Annotated in this window: 13 protein-coding genes; 8 read left to right on the top strand and 5 right to left on the bottom strand. The window is 72.9% G+C overall.

What is annotated here, in order from left to right:
• The first annotated feature begins 189 nt into the window (after window positions 1–189).
• The 3 genes from QFZ82_RS07400 (at window position 190) to QFZ82_RS07390 (ending at window position 5350) form a co-directional block, all read left to right on the top strand.
• Window positions 190–2166, top strand: coding sequence for a Xaa-Pro dipeptidyl-peptidase (locus QFZ82_RS07400; protein ID WP_307712366.1), 1977 nt, complete (start codon window positions 190–192; stop codon window positions 2164–2166).
• 26 nt (window positions 2167–2192) lie between these two features.
• On the top strand, window positions 2193–3470 hold the full coding sequence (locus tag QFZ82_RS07395) for a M14 family metallocarboxypeptidase (RefSeq protein WP_307712365.1): 1278 nt from the start codon (window positions 2193–2195) through the stop codon (window positions 3468–3470).
• Window positions 3471–3550: 80 nt separating this feature from the next.
• On the top strand, window positions 3551–5350 hold the full coding sequence (locus QFZ82_RS07390; RefSeq protein ID WP_373429252.1) for a BCCT family transporter: 1800 nt from the start codon (window positions 3551–3553) through the stop codon (window positions 5348–5350).
• 157 nt (window positions 5351–5507) lie between these two features.
• Here QFZ82_RS07390 and QFZ82_RS07385 read toward each other — a convergent pair whose 3' ends face one another.
• Complete coding sequence (locus QFZ82_RS07385) at window positions 5508–6467, bottom strand: FAD-dependent oxidoreductase (protein ID WP_307712364.1); 960 nt, start codon at window positions 6465–6467, stop codon at window positions 5508–5510.
• A 96-nt stretch (window positions 6468–6563) separates the two neighbouring features.
• Here QFZ82_RS07385 and QFZ82_RS07380 point away from each other — a divergent pair, with 96 nt between their 5' ends.
• Window positions 6564–8201, top strand: coding sequence for an ABC-F family ATP-binding cassette domain-containing protein (locus QFZ82_RS07380; protein WP_307712363.1), 1638 nt, complete (start codon window positions 6564–6566; stop codon window positions 8199–8201).
• A gap of 383 nt (window positions 8202–8584) precedes the next feature.
• Here the strand turns inward: QFZ82_RS07380 and QFZ82_RS07375 are convergent, their stop codons facing one another.
• On the bottom strand, window positions 8585–10972 hold the full coding sequence (locus QFZ82_RS07375; protein ID WP_307712362.1) for a Tex family protein: 2388 nt from the start codon (window positions 10970–10972) through the stop codon (window positions 8585–8587).
• A gap of 225 nt (window positions 10973–11197) precedes the next feature.
• Between QFZ82_RS07375 and QFZ82_RS07370 the strand changes: the two genes are divergently transcribed.
• Window positions 11198–11686 carry a hypothetical protein gene (locus QFZ82_RS07370; protein ID WP_307712361.1) on the top strand — a complete coding sequence of 163 codons (489 nt, stop codon included), beginning with the start codon at window positions 11198–11200 and terminating at the stop codon, window positions 11684–11686.
• Between the two features lie 188 nt (window positions 11687–11874).
• Here the strand turns inward: QFZ82_RS07370 and QFZ82_RS07365 are convergent, their stop codons facing one another.
• Entirely contained in the window at window positions 11875–12741 is an 867-nt protein-coding gene (locus tag QFZ82_RS07365; protein ID WP_307712360.1) for a hypothetical protein, read from the bottom strand.
• Between the two features lie 125 nt (window positions 12742–12866).
• Here QFZ82_RS07365 and QFZ82_RS07360 point away from each other — a divergent pair, with 125 nt between their 5' ends.
• Complete coding sequence (locus tag QFZ82_RS07360; RefSeq protein ID WP_307712359.1) at window positions 12867–13838, top strand: GlxA family transcriptional regulator; 972 nt, start codon at window positions 12867–12869, stop codon at window positions 13836–13838.
• Window positions 13839–13939: 101 nt separating this feature from the next.
• Window positions 13940–14575, top strand: a complete 636-nt coding sequence (locus QFZ82_RS07355) for a DJ-1/PfpI family protein (RefSeq protein ID WP_307712358.1) — start codon at window positions 13940–13942, stop codon at window positions 14573–14575.
• Here the strand turns inward: QFZ82_RS07355 and QFZ82_RS07350 are convergent.
• The gene (locus QFZ82_RS07350) at window positions 14562–15338 is read right to left on the bottom strand and encodes an enoyl-CoA hydratase/isomerase family protein (protein ID WP_307712357.1); all 777 of its coding nucleotides are present in this window, start codon (window positions 15336–15338) and stop codon (window positions 14562–14564) included. The two genes, QFZ82_RS07355 and QFZ82_RS07350, sit on opposite strands and share 14 nt — an antisense overlap.
• A gap of 242 nt (window positions 15339–15580) precedes the next feature.
• On the opposite strand from QFZ82_RS07350, the gene QFZ82_RS07345 reads away from it, so the two are divergent.
• Entirely contained in the window at window positions 15581–16057 is a 477-nt protein-coding gene (locus QFZ82_RS07345; RefSeq protein WP_307712356.1) for an ATP-binding protein, read from the top strand.
• Window positions 16058–16108: 51 nt separating this feature from the next.
• Here QFZ82_RS07345 and idi read toward each other — a convergent pair whose 3' ends face one another.
• Window positions 16109–16702 (bottom strand): isopentenyl-diphosphate Delta-isomerase, encoded by a 594-nt coding sequence (idi, locus tag QFZ82_RS07340; protein WP_307712355.1) that lies wholly within the window; start codon window positions 16700–16702, stop codon window positions 16109–16111.
• Window positions 16703–16830 lie beyond the last annotated feature (128 nt).

Raw genomic sequence — 16830 nt, 5'->3', positions numbered from 1 at the left:
CGTCGGTGTCGGGAACAACGAACGACGACCGGTCACAACACCTTTCGCCCCTGCTCCTTGCTCTGCGGCGGCGCGGTCAAGCGTCCGCCGACCGGTTCGCGCCGTGTCCGGAGGCGAGCCGCCCGCGATCGCGGCGTTCCCCCGAGTGCCCCCTGTCGCACGGCAGTTGACAGGAGTACCTTCCGGCCCATGCCGATGCGTGTGCGGGCCACCCGCCTGACGTACAGATCGCTCGTCCTCGCGGCCTCCGCCGCCCTGCTGGCCGTGGGCATCCCCGCGGGGGCACAGGGCGCGCCGCCGGCGCGCGAGAGCAGACCCGTCTACTCCTACGACAACGCGATCCGCGAGTCGGTCTGGGTCGACACCCGGCTCGACGGAGACGGCGACGGACGCACCGACCGGGTCGCCGTCGACATCGTCCGCCCCCGCGAGACAGCCCGTCAGGGGCGGAAGATCCCCGTGATCATGGATGCCAGTCCGTACTACTCCTGCTGCGGGCGCGGCAACGAGAGCCAGCGCAAGACGTACGACGAGAACGGCGACCCCGTCCAGTTCCCGCTCTACTACGACAACTACTTCGTCCCGCGCGGTTACGCCTTCGTCGCCGTCGACCTGGCCGGAACCAATCGGTCGGACGGCTGTGTCGACGTCGGCGGCCGCTCGGACATCCAGTCGGCCAAGGCGGTCGTCGACTGGCTGAACGGCCGCGCCCAGGGCTGGACCGCCCGCACCGGCGGCGAGCGCGCCCGGGCCGACTGGACCACGGGCGCCACCGGAATGATCGGCAAGAGCTACGACGGCACCATCGCCAACGGCGTCGCCGCCACCGGCGTACGAGGACTGAAGACGATCGTCCCGATCGGCGCCATCTCCTCCTGGTACGACTACTACTTCGCCAAGGGCGCCCCGCTGTACGACTCCGGCCCTGACTGGCTCTCCGGTTACGTCGAGAGCCCCGACGCCCGGGCGCGCTGCCAGGCCGTCCAGCAACGCCTCGTCGACGGCGCCCCGCGCAGCGGCGACCTGACCCCGTTGTGGGCCGAACGCGACTACGTGCCGGACGCGGACAAGGTGCGGGCCAGCGTCTTCGCCGTGCACGGCATGCAGGACCTCAACGTCCGTGCCAGGCACGTCGGACAGTGGTGGGACGCCCTCGCCGAGAACGGCGTCGCGCGCAAGATCTGGCTCTCCCAGACCGGCCACGTCGACCCGTTCGACTTCCGGCGCGGTGAGTGGGTCTCCACTTTGCACCGCTGGTTCGACCACTACCTGCTCGGATTCGACAACGGCATCGACCGCGAACCGATGGCCGACATCGAGCACGCCCCCGACCAGTGGTCCACCGACCGGGTCTGGCCGCCGCGCGGCACCGCCACGGCCTCGCTGCGCCCGGGCAACGGCAGCGCTCCCGGCGTCGGCACGCTGTCGCTGCGACCCGCGCCCCCCGGCGCGACCGAGACGTTCACCGACGACCCGGCGCTGGACGAAGGCGACTGGGCCGCCGCCGTCGACACCAGCACGGCCGCCAAGGCCGGGTTCGTCACCCGCCCGCTCGCCCGCGCTCTGCGCCTGTCGGGCACCGGCCGGGTCACCGTCACCGCCACCCCCTCGACGACGAGCGCCCATCTGACGGCCGTGCTCGTCGACCTCGGGCCGGCCACCATCCGCGACTACGCGGCGTCCGGCGAAGGCATCACCACCCTTGCCGCACGCACCTGCTGGGGCGCGAGCACCGCCGGCGACAGCTCCTGCTTCAAGGAGACGAAGGCGGACACCGCCGACGTCGGCCACACGATCTTCAGCCGCGGCTGGGCCGACCTCGGCAACCACGCCTCCGAGGCCGAAGGACGGCCGCTGACCCCCGGCAAGCCGTACACCATCACCCTCGACCTGCACGCGAGCGACCACGTGGTCCCGGCCGGGCACCGGCTCGCCCTCGTCGTCGCCGGCACGGACCGGAACCTGATCGACCCGCCGGCGAGCACCCCGCGGCTCACCCTCGATCTCGCCCGCACCACGGCGGACCTGCCCTTCGTCGGCGGAGCCGCCGCCTTCGCCCGCGCCACCGTCCCGACCGCCGACCGTCCCGGCGCGCGCGATCGGAGCTCCGAAGGCGTCGCGGGCCCGCGTCCCATCCGTCCGATCCCCGGAGGCAGCAGCCGATGACACCCCGCACCCGAACCGTGCTCCGGATGCCCCGCCTGCACACCCTGCTGCTGACGGGCGTGGCGGCGGTGCTGGCCGCACCACTGGTCACCGCGCCCGCGCAGGCCGCGCCCGGCGTTCCGCGCACCGGCTTCGAGACGAGCAACGGCGCCCGCTGGACCACCCAGCCCGAGGAGCAGACACTGCTCGCGGCCGCGGACCGGGACAACCGTGCCGTGTCCGTCGAACGGATCGGCAGCACCAAGCAGGGCCGTCCCCTCCAGCTCGTCCACCTCGGCAACCACGAAGCCGACCACACCGTGCTGCTGATCTGCAGTCAGCACGGCGACGAACCGTCCGGCCGCGAGGCGTGTCTGACCACCGTCCGCGACCTCGCGTACGGCAGGGACGAGGCGGCCCGCCGGCTGCTGTCCCGCACCCACCTCCTCGTCGTGCCCACGGCCAACCCCGACGGCCGGGCCGCCGACACGCGCGGCAACTCCGACGGCGTCGACATCAACCGCGACCACATCGCCCTGAAGACCGCCGAGGGACGCGCCATCGCCGCCGTGATCCGCGACCGGCGCCCGGACGTGGTCTACGACCTGCACGAGTACGGAGCCACGCCTCCCTACTACGACAAGGACCTGTTCGACCTCTGGCCCCGCAACCTCAACACCGACGACGCCGTCCACCGCGAGGCGCAGACGCTGTCCGCGCGCTACGTCCGCCCGGCTGCCGGGCACGAGGGCTACTCGACCGGCACGTACGGCATCTGGACCGACCCGGTCACCGGGGAGCCGATCAGGCAGACCGCGGGCGACGGCCAGGAGCGCATCCTGCGCAACGCGACCGGCGTCAAGAACGCGGTCGGACTGCTGATCGAGAGCCGCGTCGACCCGCTGACGCCCGAGGAGCAGGCGGACGCGGCGCTGAACAACCGCCGACGCGTGCACAGCCAACTGGCCGCACTCAGCGGCCTGTTCGCCTTCAGTGACGAGCGGCGGGGACGGATCGAGGCGGCGACCGGCGCGGCGCGGCAGGCCGGTCTCGCGGACCGTGGACCGGTCTACCTGGGCGGCGCCGACAACGACCCGGCCGCGCCCGAGGAGACTCTCCAGGACCCGCCCTGCGCGTACCGCCTCGACACCGCCCAGTACACGGAGGTGAAGGACGAACTGGCGCTGCACGGCGTCGCGGTCAGGCCCGTCGAAGGCGGCGCCGTCGTACCGCTGCGGCAGTCCCAGCGCAAGCTGATTCCGCTGCTGCTCGACACCCGCGCGGCCTATCACCTCACGGAGGGGAAACCTGTTGACGCCTGTTGATCCCGGGAGCTGATTGCCCGGTGTGGTAGGGGGTAGCGGGGAGTGCAATCGGACTCCGTGAACACGTGAAAGGTGCCCCCGTGTCGCACGAGCAACAGAAGCCGGGCAAACGGCTGTGGTATCCGGTCAAGGCGGCCCTGCCGGGCCGCCACCCGCACGAGGACAGACCGGCCGTCACCGACCGGGTGGTGTTCGGCGTGACGGCCGTCCTCACGCTCGCCTTCGTGGTCTGGGGGTCGGCCTTCACCGAAACGCTGGAGAGCGCCTCCGACACCTTGCTGAACGGTCTGATGCACAACGGCGGCTGGGCATTCGTCCTGGCCGCCTCGGGCTTCGTCGTCTTCGCTCTGTGGCTGGCGATCAGCCGCTACGGCAGGATTCCGCTCGGCCAGGAACACGAGGGGCCCGAGTTCCGGACGGTGTCGTGGGTGGCGATGATGTTCAGCGCCGGCATGGGCATCGGCCTGATGTTCTACGGCGTCAGCGAACCGCTCGCGCACTACACCAGCCCGCCGCCGGGCACCGATCCGGTCGACTCCGCGGACGCCATGCAGACGGCCCTGGCCACCACCCTCTTCCACTGGACCCTGCACCCGTGGGCGATCTACGCGGTGGTCGGCCTCGCCATCGCGTACAGCACCTTCCGGCGCCGCAGGCGCCAGAACATCAGCGCCGTCTTCGAGCCGCTGATGGGCAAGGAGAAGGCCAACGGCGCGCCGGGCCGCGTGATCGACGTCCTCGCGATCTTCGCCACGCTCTTCGGCTCCGCGACGTCCCTGGGCCTCGGCGCACTGCAGATCGGCAGCGGCTTCCAGGAACTGGGCTGGATGGAGAGGGCCGGGACCGGGCTGCTCATCTCCATCATCGCGGTGCTGACGGTGTGTTTCGTGTTCTCGGCGGTCTCCGGGGTCGAGCGGGGCATCCAGTGGCTGTCCAACACCAACATGGTGCTCGCGGTGGTGCTCGCCGTGTTCGTCTTCATCGCCGGGCCCACCATCCTCGTCCTCGACCTCGTGCCCACCTCGCTGGCCTCCTACGTCGGCGACCTGCCGCAGCTGGCCGGCCGTACGGAGGCGGCGACCGGCGGCGGTGACGTCGCGGACTGGCTGAGCAGCTGGACGGTCTTCTACTGGGCCTGGTGGATCTCCTGGACGCCGTTCGTGGGCATGTTCATCGCGCGCATCAGCCGCGGCCGTACGATCCGCCAGTTCGTGGGCGGCGTCATCCTCGTGCCGAGCACGGTCAGCCTGGTCTGGTTCGCCGTCTTCGGCGGCACGGCGATGAAGCTCCAGGAGGAGGGGCGGATGGCGGACGAGACGACGCCGGAGGGCCAGCTCTTCGGCGTGCTGCAGCAGTTCCCGATCGCGGGCACGATGAGCCTGCTCGTGATGATCCTCGTCGGCATCTTCTTCGTCTCGGGCGCGGACGCCGCCTCCATCGTGATGGGCACGCTGTCCCAGAAGGGCACCTTCGAACCGGCCCGGCTCGTCGTCGTCTTCTGGGGCGTGGTGACCGGAGCGGTGGCGGCGGTGATGCTGCTCGTCGGCGAGGGCAAGGGGGACGCGCTCGCGGGCCTGCAGCACCTGACGATCCTCGTGGCGGCCCCGTTCGTGCTGGTGATGATCGGCATGTGCGTGGCCCTCATGCGCGACCTGCGCCAGGACCCTCTGATCGTCCGCGGCGAGATCGCCGAGGAGGCGGTGGAATCGGCGGTGATCGCGGGCCACGAGAAGTACGCGGGCGCGTTCGAGATCCGCATCGGCCCGGGCACGGGCCCGGAGGCGGGCCGGATCCCGCCGGAGGAGGCGGAAGAGGGCCCCGGAACGCCGGACACGGACACGCCCCCGGACGCGGACAAGGACCGCCCCGAGGGGAGCTGACGGGCCGGCCGGGCGGGCGGATGGCGTGCGTCCGGACCAGGCGGGGCGGACCGGACCGGGCCGAGCACGTCCTTCCCGGCCGCGCTCGCAGGAGGCGACGCCCGCCCCGCCCGGCTCGGGCGTGGCGCGGTCCGGTCGGACGCCCCCGCCGAGGCGCTCAGCCCGCCAGTGCCGCCGCCGCTCGTGCGCAGCCCCAGGCCACCGTCACGCCCGCGCCGCCGTGGCCGTAATTGTGGATCAGGAGACCGCCGTCCGGCAGGCGTTCGGAGGTGAGGCGGACACCGCCCGTGCGGACCGGGCGCAGGCCCACCCGGTGGCCGAGGACGCGGGCGTCCCCGATGGCCGGGAGGACACGGGCGCAGCGCGCGACGATCGCCGCGGCCGTCGCCGGGTCCGGCTCCTGCGACCAGACGTCCTCGTCCGCCGTGCCGCCGAGGACGAGCCGCCCCGGCTGCGGGAAGAAGTACGTCGTCTCCGCCGAAGCAGGGTCGGCGGCGGTGAACCACTCCGTCACACCCGGGTTCTCCACCAGCACCAGCTGGCCCCGCACCGGCCGCAGGGTCGGGTCGGGCGCCAGCTCCCGCGCACCGAGACCCGTGCAGTTCACGACCACCGCGGCCCCGCTCCGGGCCTGCGCCTGCCCGAAGGAGGTCACCACGCGCCGTTCGAGCGTGCCGCCCGCCTCGGCCAGCCGCTTCTGAAGCCATCGCAGGTGAACGGGCATGTCGATCAGGGGAATCCGGGCCCGCAGCCCCGCCGGGTACCCCGCGGGCAGCTCGCCCGGTTCCGCCGTGCGCAGCCCGCCGACCTCGGCCGCCCACGCCCCGAGCCCCTCCATCCGCAGGTCCGCGTGGACTCCGGGCACGATCCGCACGCCGGTCTCCTCGGCCCGGCCCGCCAGCCCCCCGTACACCCGCAGCGATTCGAGCGCCCAGGTGCCCGCGAGGGCCTCGGGCTGGATGCGGTACGGCCACCACAGGGCCCCCGCCACCGCGGAGGTGGTGGCCTCGGCCGGCTCCCGGGACCAGACCCGCACCCGCCTGCCGCTCTCGGCGAGCACCACGGCCGTCGTCAGCCCGATGACCCCACCGCCCAGCACCAGCACGTCAGCGTTCATGCGGGGACGGTAGCCCATGGTCCGTGGGTGCGCGCCGGGTGCCCGTCGGGGACCCGTACGGCCGTCCTCCGGTGCTGGCCTAGGATCGGCCTCCTGATGACTGCCACTCTCGTCGCGAAGGACCTCGCCGCCGGCCACGGCGAGCGTTCGCTCTTCTCCGGCCTCGATCTCGTCGTCGCACCGGGCGACGTCATCGGCCTCGTCGGTGTCAACGGCGCGGGGAAGTCCTCGCTCCTGCGCCTGCTCGCCGGACTCGACCGCCCCGAGCAGGGCGAGCTGCGGCTCTCGCCGCCCACCGCGACCGTCGGCCACCTCCCGCAGGAGCCCGATCGCCGCGAGGGCGAGTCCGTACGGGACTTCCTCGCCCGCCGCACCGGCGTCGCCGCCGCGCAGGCCGCCATGGACGAGGCCACCCAGGGCCTCGTCGACGGGGCGCCCGGCGCGGACGACGCCTATGCGGTGAGCCTGGAGCGCTGGCTCGGCCTCGGCGGGGCAGATCTCGACGAGCGCGCCGAGGAGGTCGCCGACTCGCTCGGGCTCGCCGTCGGCCTCGACCAGCCGATGACTTCGCTCTCCGGCGGTCAGGCCGCCCGCGCCGGACTGGCGTCCCTTCTGTTGTCCCGCTACGACGTCTTCCTGCTCGACGAGCCCACTAACGACCTCGACCTGGACGGGCTGGAGCGACTGGAGCGCTTCGTCCAGGGCCTGCGCGCGGGCACCGTGGTCGTAAGCCACGACCGCGAGTTCCTGACCCGCACGGTCACCAAGGTCCTCGAACTCGACCTGGCCCAGCAGCAGATCACCCTCTACGGCGGCGGTTACGCGGCCTATCTGGAGGAGCGCGAGACGGCCCGCCGTCACGCGCGCGAGGAGTACGAGGAGTACGCCGACAAGAAGGCCGCCCTGGAGGGCCGCGCCCATATGCAGCGCTCCTGGATGGACAAGGGCGTGAAGAACGCCCGCCGCAAGGCGACCGACAACGACAAGATCGGCCGCAAGATGCGCAGCGAGGCGAGCGAGAAGCAGGCGGCGAAGGCCCGCCAGACCCAGCGCATGATCGAACGGCTCGACGCGGTCGACGAGCCCCGCAAGGAGTGGGAGCTGCGGATGGAGATCGCCGCCGCGCCGCGCTCCGGTTCCGTGGTCGCGACCCTGCGCGAGGCCGAGGTCCGGCGCGGCGACTTCCGCTTCGGTCCGGCATCCCTCCAGATCGACTGGGCCGACCGGGTCGCGATCACCGGCGCGAACGGCGCGGGCAAGTCGACACTGCTCGCCGCGCTCCTCGGCCGCCTCGACCTCGACGCCGGGCACGCCTCGCTCGGCTCGGGTGTCGTCGTCGGCGAGGTCGACCAGACGCGGAAGCTGTTCCACGGGACGCAGTCGCTGCTGGACGCGTTCTGCGCGGCCGTCCCCGACACCGAACCGGCCGACGTCCGCACGCTGCTGGCCAAGTTCGGGCTCAAGGCCGGACACGTGCTGCGCCCGGCGACCTCCCTCTCCCCGGGCGAACGCACCCGCGCGGCCCTGGCGCTGCTCCAGGGCCGCGGGGTCAATCTGCTGGTCCTGGACGAGCCGACCAACCACCTCGACCTGCCCGCCATCGAGCAGTTGGAGTCGGCGCTCGATTCCTACACGGGCACGCTGCTGCTGGTCACCCACGACCGACGGATGCTGGACGCCGTCCGCACCACGCGCCGCGTCGAGGTGGCCGGGGGAAAGGTGACCGAGCAGTGACCCCGGCGGCCGCGCAGGCGCACAGCACGGCCGCCGCCCACCGGGACACCGGCACCGTCCGGCCGCGTCGGCCCGCGGACGCCGTGCCCTGCCCGTTGCCCGCCACCAGTTGCTCGCCGACCCGCGTGCGGGCGTAGAGCCGCCCCATCTCTCCGGGTGTCCGCGGCGCGAAGCTGCCGCCCGCGGAGTGGGGCGTCGGCCCCACGCACCGCCCCATCCCCCGCCAGGGTGTCCGTGGCGCGGGGCTGCCGCTGCCGCCCGTGGGGTGGGGCGTCGGCCCCACGTACCGCCCCACCCCCCCGCCAGGGGGTCTGGGGCGCAGCCCCAGTTACGGGAAGGGGCGGGGCGGGGGAAAACTTCCCCCGCCCCGCCGAGCCCGCGCCTCAGCTGCGCCGGCCGCCCCCGCCCTTCGGGTCCAGCAGCCCCGCCTTGCGCAGGGCGTCGGCCATCGCGCTGTTCGCCGGGGCGGGAGCCTGACGGGCGCCGCCACCGCCGTTGCCGCCCGCACTGCGGCGGTCGCGTCCGCCACCGCCCTGGCGCTGCTGCGGCGGACGCCCACCGCGCTCCCGCCTCGGCGCGCCGGCCCCGCCCGACGGAGCCGACGCGTCGTCGTCCAGCCGCAGGGTCAGCGAGATCCGCTTGCGCGGGATGTCGACGTCGAGCACCTTCACCTTGACCACGTCACCGGGCTTCACCACGTCGCGCGGGTCCTTGACGAACGTCTTCGACATCGCCGACACATGGACCAGACCGTCCTGGTGGACGCCGACGTCCACGAACGCCCCGAACGCGGCGACATTCGTGACGACGCCCTCCAGCACCATTCCGGAGGCCAGGTCGCCGATCTTCTCCACGCCTTCCTTGAACGTCGCCGTCCTGAAGGCGGGCCGCGGGTCGCGCCCCGGCTTCTCCAGCTCGCGCAGGATGTCCGTCACCGTCGGCAGACCGAAGGTCTCGTCCACGAAGTCGTCCGCCCGCAGCGACCGCAGCACACCGGTGTTGCCGATCAGGGAGGCGACCTCGCCTCCCGCCGTCTTCACCATCCGCCGCACCACCGGGTACGCCTCCGGGTGCACGCTGGACGCGTCCAGCGGGTCGTCACCGCCCCGGATCCGCAGGAAGCCCGCGCACTGCTCGTACGCCTTCGGGCCGAGCCGCGCCACGTCCTTGAGCGCCTTGCGGGAACGGAAGGGACCGTTGGAGTCGCGGTGGGCCACGATGTTCTCGGCGAGGCCCGCGCCGATGCCCGAGACACGCGAAAGCAGCGGCGCGGACGCCGTGTTGACGTCGACGCCGACACCGTTCACACAGTCCTCGACCACCGCGTCCAGCGAACGCGACAGCTTCACCTCGGAGAGGTCGTGCTGGTACTGGCCGACCCCGATCGACTTGGGGTCGATCTTCACCAGCTCGGCGAGCGGGTCCTGCAGCCGCCGCGCGATCGACACGGCTCCGCGCAGCGACACGTCGAGGCCGGGCAGTTCCTGGGAGGCGAACGCGGACGCCGAGTACACCGAGGCCCCGGCCTCCGAGACCATGACCTTGGTCAGGCCCAGCTCGGGGTGCTTGGCGATGAGTTCACCGGCGAGCTTGTCGGTCTCGCGGGACGCCGTGCCGTTGCCGATCGCGACCAGTTCGACCGCGTGCTCCTTCGCCAGGCGGGCCAGCTTCGCCAGAGCCTCGTCCCACTTGTTGGCCGGGACGTGCGGGTAGATCGTGTCCGTCGCCACGACCTTGCCGGTCGCGTCGACGACGGCGACCTTCACGCCGGTACGGAAGCCGGGGTCGAGCCCGAGCGTGGCGCGCGTGCCGGCGGGCGCGGCCAGCAGCAGGTCCCGCAGGTTCGCCGCGAAGACCCGCACTGCCTCGTCCTCGGCCGCCGTACGCAGCCGCAGCCGCAGGTCGATGCCGAGGTGGACGAGGATCCGGGTCCGCCAGGCCCAGCGCACGGTGTCGCCGAGCCACTTGTCACCGGGCCGCCCCTGCTGCGTGATGCCGAAGCGGGAAGCGACGATCCCCTCGTACGACGAGGGGCCGTCCACCGGCTCCTCGGGTTCCAGGACGAGGTCGAGGATCTCCTCCTTCTCGCCGCGGAACATGGCGAGGATGCGGTGCGAGGGGAGCTCGGTGAACGCCTCGGCGAAGTCGAAGTAGTCGGCGAACTTGGCGCCCGCCTCCTCCTTGCCCTCGCGGACCTTCGCCGCGAGCCGGCCCCGCGTCCACATCCGCTCGCGCAGCTCACCGATCAGGTCGGCGTCCTCGGAGAAACGCTCGGTCAGGATGGCCCGCGCGCCCTCCAGCGCCGCGGCCGCATCGGCGACGCCCTTCTCCGCGTCGACGAACGCCGCGGCCGCCGCGAGCGGCTCCACGGACGGGTCGCCGAGCAGGCCTTCCGCCAGCGGTTCGAGGCCGGCCTCACGGGCGATCTGCGCCTTGGTGCGCCGCTTGGGCTTGAAGGGCAGGTAGATGTCCTCCAGCCGCGCCTTCGTGTCGGCGGCCCGGATCTGCGCCTCGACCTCGTCGGTGAGCTTTCCCTGCTCCCGGACGGACTCCAGGATCGCGGTCCGCCGCTCCTCCAGCTCCCGCAGATACCGCAGCCGCTCCTCGAGCGTGCGCAGCTGCGCGTCGTCGAGCATCTCGGTCGCTTCCTTGCGGTAGCGCGCGATGAACGGCACGGTCGACCCGCCGTCGAGCAGCTCGACGGCCGCCTTCACCTGCCGTTCGCGTACGCCGAGCTCCTCGGCGATCCTGCCTTCGATGGACGTGGTCACGGTTTCCCGACTCGCCTTCTCGTGCTGGCTGTGCTTGAGCCTGCATTGTGCCGGGTGCCGCCCTGCCGTGTCGCGCGCCGCCGCGGTGAAGAAGCACGGCCTTCGGGGCTTTCCTTCCCTTTGTCCGCTCGCTCGACCGGGACGGACCGGCCGGTGTATACCCGAGCCGCCCTGTACCGAGTGCATCCGCCCCAGCGATGCGCGCCGACCGAAAGCCGGATTGTCATGACATCGACGCCAGTCAACGAGGAGCCCTCGTCCGCGGAGGATTCCGGGCCCGGGACGGAGACGGCCGGGAAGCCGGACCGGACGGCGGTCGTCGTCGCCGCGGTCCTGATCCTCGTCTGCGGCGGACTCGTCGGCTACGGCCTGCTCGGCTCGGACGACAAGCCCGCGGCCAAGCCCGTTCCCACCGCCGAGGTCACGTACGAGGTGCAGGGCAAGGGGACGGTCGAGATCTCGTACCAGGCCCGCAGCGAGGACGGGGCGGCGACGGTCGAGAGAGACGTGGAACTGCCGTGGAAGAAGACGGTACGGGTGCCGCTCGGCAAGGACCCGTCCGTCGGCATCGTGCTGGACGAGAAGGGCGGCGAGGCGAGCTGCACGCTCGCCATTCGCGGCGAACACGTCCAGCGCGCCACCGCTTTCGGTGAATTCGGCCGCGCGACCTGCACCGGCGCTCTCCCGGCGCCCACCCCGGCCGCCACGGACTGATCCGCCGCCGCGCCCGGCGGGAGCCGGCTTCGGCCCGGCACGGACGGAGGGCTGTCGTCCCGCCTTGCGGGGCGACAGCCCTCCCTCCGAACAGGCCCCGCCGGCAACCGCCGTCGGCCCGAGGCTCCTTGCCCGGCGGTCACGCGGGCGCAGCCCCAGGGGGTGGGCCCGGCACGGCGGGTGCGGCGTCAGGCGGGCCGGCCCGTCGCGTCCGCGGGGAACGCGCCCGCAGCGAACGCCGTCATCAGGAAGCCACGGCCCAGCTCGGTCAGGCGCTCGACGGACGGCGCGCCCAGGTGTTCGTACGGTGCGAGGTCCATACGGTCCGTCTGCTCCTCGACCTCGTCGCGCAGCGCCGTGCCCGCTTCCGTCAACGCCCCCTCGGCGTCCAGCAGTCCGCGCTCCCGCAGACGGTCCTGCGCCGACTCCCAGTCCGCGCGGCCCCAGCCGCGCGTCGCGAGGATCCAGCGCGGCGCCATGCCCTTGCCGGTCGCCGTGTGGCTCACCAGCGCCTCCAGCGGATCCAGGCCCGCGAGCAGCAGCGCGGCCAGATGGGCGTCGCCGCGGTGCTCGCGCAGCAGGGTCGCCGCGTGCCAGTACGCGAGGTGCGGTTCGGAGGGCACCGGCAGGTCGGCGTGCGCGGCGTACAGCGGCCGGGCGTAGCGCGTGCACGCCTCCGTGGCGCGCAGGGCGAGTTCCGCGGCCTCGGCCAGTTCCTTCGACGCGATGACGTCCTCGCCGAGCAGCCGCCGCAGCGTCGCGTCGGCGGCGCGCAGGCGGGCCGCAAGCACCGTCTCGGGGGACGCGGTGTCCCACACCGCGGGCAGGTGCCGGGCGATCAGCTCCGGGTTGAAGTTGTAGAAGGTCGCCGCGACCGCGCCCGGCCCGACCGCGCCCAACGCCGCGGAACGCGCCGCGAAGTAGGCCGCGGAGGCATCCTCGATGCCGACGCCGGCGAGTTCCGTGCCCAGGTCGGGCGAGAAGTACACCGTGGAGTGCAGCGGGTTCAGCGCGTTGTGGCATCGGCGTCCCGCATGCGGGGGAAGAGAGCTCATGACCGCAGGTTACCGACTGGTTGGTACGGCGGTACAGGGAAGCCGTGCGGCCCCGTCTTCCATGGCAGGAAAGGTGGGACATTCGTCATTGCGGCCATCCCGGCCCCGAGCGAAGGATGGGGGGCATGGCAGAGCGATCCGTCCTGGTCGTCCTCTTCGACGACGTGCAGAGTCTCGACGTGAGCGGACCGGTGGAGGTCTTCGCCGGTGCGGGCAAGGCGATCGGTGACCCGGCGGCGTACCCGATCCGTACGGCGACCCTGGACGGAGGGCCCGTCCGGACCTCCAGCGGCCTCACCCTCGTCCCGGACCTCGCACTCGCCGACGCCCCGCGCCCGCACACCCTCCTCGTCCCCGGCGGCCAGGGCACCCGCCGTCCCGACGGACGGGTGATCGACTGGCTCCGTGAGCACGGGGCGCGCGCCGAACGGCTGGTCTCGGTGTGCACGGGCGCCCTGCTCCTCGCCGAGGCGGGACTGCTCGACGGGCGGCGCGCCACCACCCACTGGGCCGCCTGCGACCATTTCGCCCGCGCCCACCCGGCGGTCGAGGTCGATCCCGACCCGATCTTCGTTCGCGACGGCCGGGTGTCCACCTCCGCCGGTGTCACGGCGGGAATCGACCTGGCCCTCGCGCTCGTGGAGGAGGACCTCGGACGGGACGTGGCGCTCACCGTGGCGCGCCACCTCGTCGTGTTCCTGCGCCGGCCGGGCGGTCAGGCGCAGTTCAGCGCACAGCTCGCCGCCCAGACCGCCCGCCGCGAACCGCTGCGCGAGGTCCAGCACTGGGTCACCGAGCACCCCGCGGCCGACCTGTCGGTGGAGGCGCTCGCGGGCCGGGCGCGCCTGTCGCCGCGCCACTTCGCGCGCGCCTTCCAGGCCGAGACCGGCATGACCCCCGGCCGCTACGTCGAACGCGTACGCCTCGAACACGCCCGGCGGCTCCTGGAGGACACCGGGGACGGGGTCGCGCTCGTCTCGCGCGCCTGCGGCTACGGCACCCCCGAGGCCATGCGCCGGGCCTTCGTCAAGGCGCTCGGCGTCGCGCCCGCCGAATACCGCCGCCGTTTCCGCGCCACGGGCGCGCCCGCCGCCTGAACCGTCGCGCCACCCGAACCACGGGCCCGCGCATCACCGGGCCCGTGTACGAGCGCGCCCGCGCGCCGTCGACCCACCCCACCCACCGAAGGGACCCTTCCATGCAGATCGCCGTCCTGCTCTTCGACCGCTTCACGGCCCTCGACGCCGTCGGCCCCTACGAGGTGCTCTGCCGCCTCCCCGGCGCGGAGGTCGCCTTCGTCGCCGAGCGCCCCGGCCCCGTGGCGAACGACCGGGGGCAGCTGTCCCTCGTCGCCACGAAGAGCTTCGACGAGGTGCCCGCCCCGGACGTCGTCGTCGTACCCGGCGGGCCGGGCCAGAGCGACCAGATGGAGAACGAGGCCCTGCTCGGCTGGCTGCGCACCGCCGACGCGACCTCCACGTGGACCACCTCCGTGTGCACGGGCTCGCTGCTGCTGGCCGCGGCCGGGCTGCTGAAGGGGCGCGAGGCGACCTCGCACTGGCTCGCGCTCGAGATGCTCAGGTCGTTCGGCGCCGAGCCCACCGGCCGCCGCGTCGTGACCGACGGCAAGTACGTCACGGCCGCCGGGGTGTCCTCGGGCATCGACATGGGCCTGACCCTGGTCGGCAGGCTGGCCGGTGACGAGCACGCGCAGGCCGTGCAGCTGCTGACCGAGTACGACCCCCAGCCGCCCTACGACGCCGGATCGCCGGAGAAGGCGCCCGCCCACCTCGTGGAGGAGTTCCGCACCAAGAGCCGGTTCATCCTCCGGTAGCACCCGGCGCCCAGCCGAAGCGCGGTGCCCTGCGCTCCAGGAAGGCGGCGACGCCCTCGGCGGTGTCGCCGCTCCCGCGCGCCTGCTCCGCCCAGTACGCGTCCCGGTCGGTGCGGCCGGCGGCGAACTCCTTGGCGGCGCACTGCGTCAGCTGCGAACGCGAGGCGAGGACGCGGGTGAACCCGGCCGCACGCCGGCCCAGTTCGCCCTCGGGCAGCACCTCGTCCACCAGCCCGGTGCGCAGCGCCCGGTCCGCGTCGATCAACTCACCCGAGAACAACAGGTACTTGGCTGCCGCAGGGCCCACCAGCGAGGCCAGCCGACGGGTGGAGGCCGCCGGGTAGACGATGCCGAGCTTCGCGGGCGTCACACCGAACTGCGCGTCGTCCGCGGCGAACCGCAGGTCGCACGCGGCGGCGAGCTGGCAGCCGCCGCCCACGCAGTACCCGCGCACCACGGCGAGCGTCGGCTTGGGGAAAGCGGCGAGCGCCTCCTCCGCGCGGACCGCGAGCGCCTGCGGGTCCTCGCCGGGCTCGCGCAGCGAGGAGATGTCCGCGCCCGCGCAGAAGGTCTTGCCCTCTCCGGTCAGCACCAGCGTCCGCACAACGGGGTCGCCGGCCAGATCGTCGAGCAGCTCGGGCAGGGCGCGCCACATCCCGGCGGTCATCGCGTTGCGCTTGGCGGGATTGCTGATCACGACGGTGGCGACACCGTCCTCGACGGTGTGCGTCAGCTGCGGCTGCGGGGACTGGTACGGCTCCATGCGCCGGATGCTATCCGCCCGGGTCCGCGGGGCTCCCGGCGGGGAAAAGACTGCTGAAACGATCGGCCGGGCGAACCGCGCAGAAGGAGCTCCCGACCAGTCGCACAACTGACGCTGTCATACGCAATCGGTCAGAAGACACTGAAAGGTGATCAGTTCTGTTCAGCTGCTCGGCCCTCACCGACTGACCTCCAACACTTATTAACTCGATGGTCAGTGGCAAACGAGCCGAGGGTGAAACTATGGAGAGCCGCGGGAGCGTGCCCGCCCGGCCGCTGTCGTACGAGGGGGTCTGGCGCTTCACCGCTCCGGCGGTCGACGTCTCGGTCCCGCAGGCCCGGCGCGCGGTGCGGGACCTGCTGGCACGTCAGGGGGTGCCGGTCGCGGACGAGGTGGTGCACGGACTCCTGCTGATCGTCTCCGAGCTGGTCACCAACGCCGTACGGCACGCGGCCCTGCTCTCGCCCGAGGTCGCCGTCGAGGTCGCCGTCGGCACTCAGTGGGTCCGCGTGTCCGTCGAGGACAACCATCCCTACCGGCCCAAGGCACTGGAGGCCGACTCCGCGCAGACGGGCGGCCGGGGCCTGCTGCTCGTACGGGAGATCACCCGTGAGGCGGGCGGCCTGTGCGACGTCGAGCACACCGCGAGCGGAGGCAAGATCATCTGGGCCGAGCTGCCACTGGTCCCGGTGCTGAACGGTGAGGCCACCCCGATCTAGTCCGCGACCGCGCGGGTGCGGCCCGCGCCCGGGCCGCACCACCCGCACGTCTCACCAGCCGCCGGACGGCCCCGTCAGTTCCCTGACCGCCGGGCGCGCGGCGTCCAGCACCGTCATGAACCACGCCGAGAACGTGGCCCGGCCGTGCAGCTCCGTCAGCTCGGCGGGCGTCACGAACGCCGTCTCGCCGACCTCCTCGGGGTCCGGCCGGAGCGCTGACTGCACCATGCCGACGAAGAGGTGGTTGTACTCCTGCTCCACCAGCCCCGACGCCGGGTCGGGATGGTTGTAGCGCACCGTGCCGGCCTCCGCGAGCAGGGACGGCGAGACCCCGAGCTCCTCGTACGTACGCCGGGCGGCGGCCGCGAACGGCGCCTCGCCGGGGTAGGGGTGGCCGCAGCAGGTGTTCGACCAGACCCCGGGGGAGTGGTACTTGGTGAGCGCGCGGCGCTGGAGCAGCAGCCGGCCGTGCTCGTCGAAGAGGAAAACGGAGAACGCGCGGTGCAGCCGGCCGGGCGCCTGGTGGGCGGAGAGCTTCTCCGCGGTGCCGATGGTATTGCCCTGTTCGTCGACCAGTTCGAGCAGGATCGCTGGTGATGTGCCGTTCGACGAACTGTTCGCCGCAGTGGCTGGTGTGATCGGCATGACCATCCTTCGCATCGTTCCGGCCCCGGGAGTCTGCCCAGTCTGCCGCAAAAACGGTGCTTGTCCGCACTTCGGCGGCCTGGCATGTCCGCCCCGCCGCGCGGTGCGCACGGCGGGGCGGATGGACC

The organism is Streptomyces sp. V4I23, assembly GCF_030817975.1.
Taxonomy (GTDB): Bacteria; Actinomycetota; Actinomycetes; order Streptomycetales; family Streptomycetaceae; genus Streptomyces.
This window is presented reverse-complemented; position numbering and strand designations above follow the sequence as displayed.

Coding starts and splice junctions, on each gene's coding strand:
- QFZ82_RS07400 (WP_307712366.1), top strand. CDS start 190: ATGCCGATGCGTGTGCGGGCCACCCGCCTGACGTACAGATCGCTCGTC.
- QFZ82_RS07395 (WP_307712365.1), top strand. CDS start 2,193: ATGCCCCGCCTGCACACCCTGCTGCTGACGGGCGTGGCGGCGGTGCTG.
- QFZ82_RS07385 (WP_307712364.1), bottom strand. CDS start 6,467: ATGAACGCTGACGTGCTGGTGCTGGGCGGTGGGGTCATCGGGCTGACG.
- QFZ82_RS07380 (WP_307712363.1), top strand. CDS start 6,564: ATGACTGCCACTCTCGTCGCGAAGGACCTCGCCGCCGGCCACGGCGAG.
- QFZ82_RS07370 (WP_307712361.1), top strand. CDS start 11,198: ATGACATCGACGCCAGTCAACGAGGAGCCCTCGTCCGCGGAGGATTCC.
- QFZ82_RS07365 (WP_307712360.1), bottom strand. CDS start 12,741: ATGAGCTCTCTTCCCCCGCATGCGGGACGCCGATGCCACAACGCGCTG.
- QFZ82_RS07360 (WP_307712359.1), top strand. CDS start 12,867: ATGGCAGAGCGATCCGTCCTGGTCGTCCTCTTCGACGACGTGCAGAGT.
- QFZ82_RS07355 (WP_307712358.1), top strand. CDS start 13,940: ATGCAGATCGCCGTCCTGCTCTTCGACCGCTTCACGGCCCTCGACGCC.
- QFZ82_RS07350 (WP_307712357.1), bottom strand. CDS start 15,338: ATGGAGCCGTACCAGTCCCCGCAGCCGCAGCTGACGCACACCGTCGAG.
- QFZ82_RS07345 (WP_307712356.1), top strand. CDS start 15,581: ATGGAGAGCCGCGGGAGCGTGCCCGCCCGGCCGCTGTCGTACGAGGGG.
- idi (WP_307712355.1), bottom strand. CDS start 16,702: ATGCCGATCACACCAGCCACTGCGGCGAACAGTTCGTCGAACGGCACA.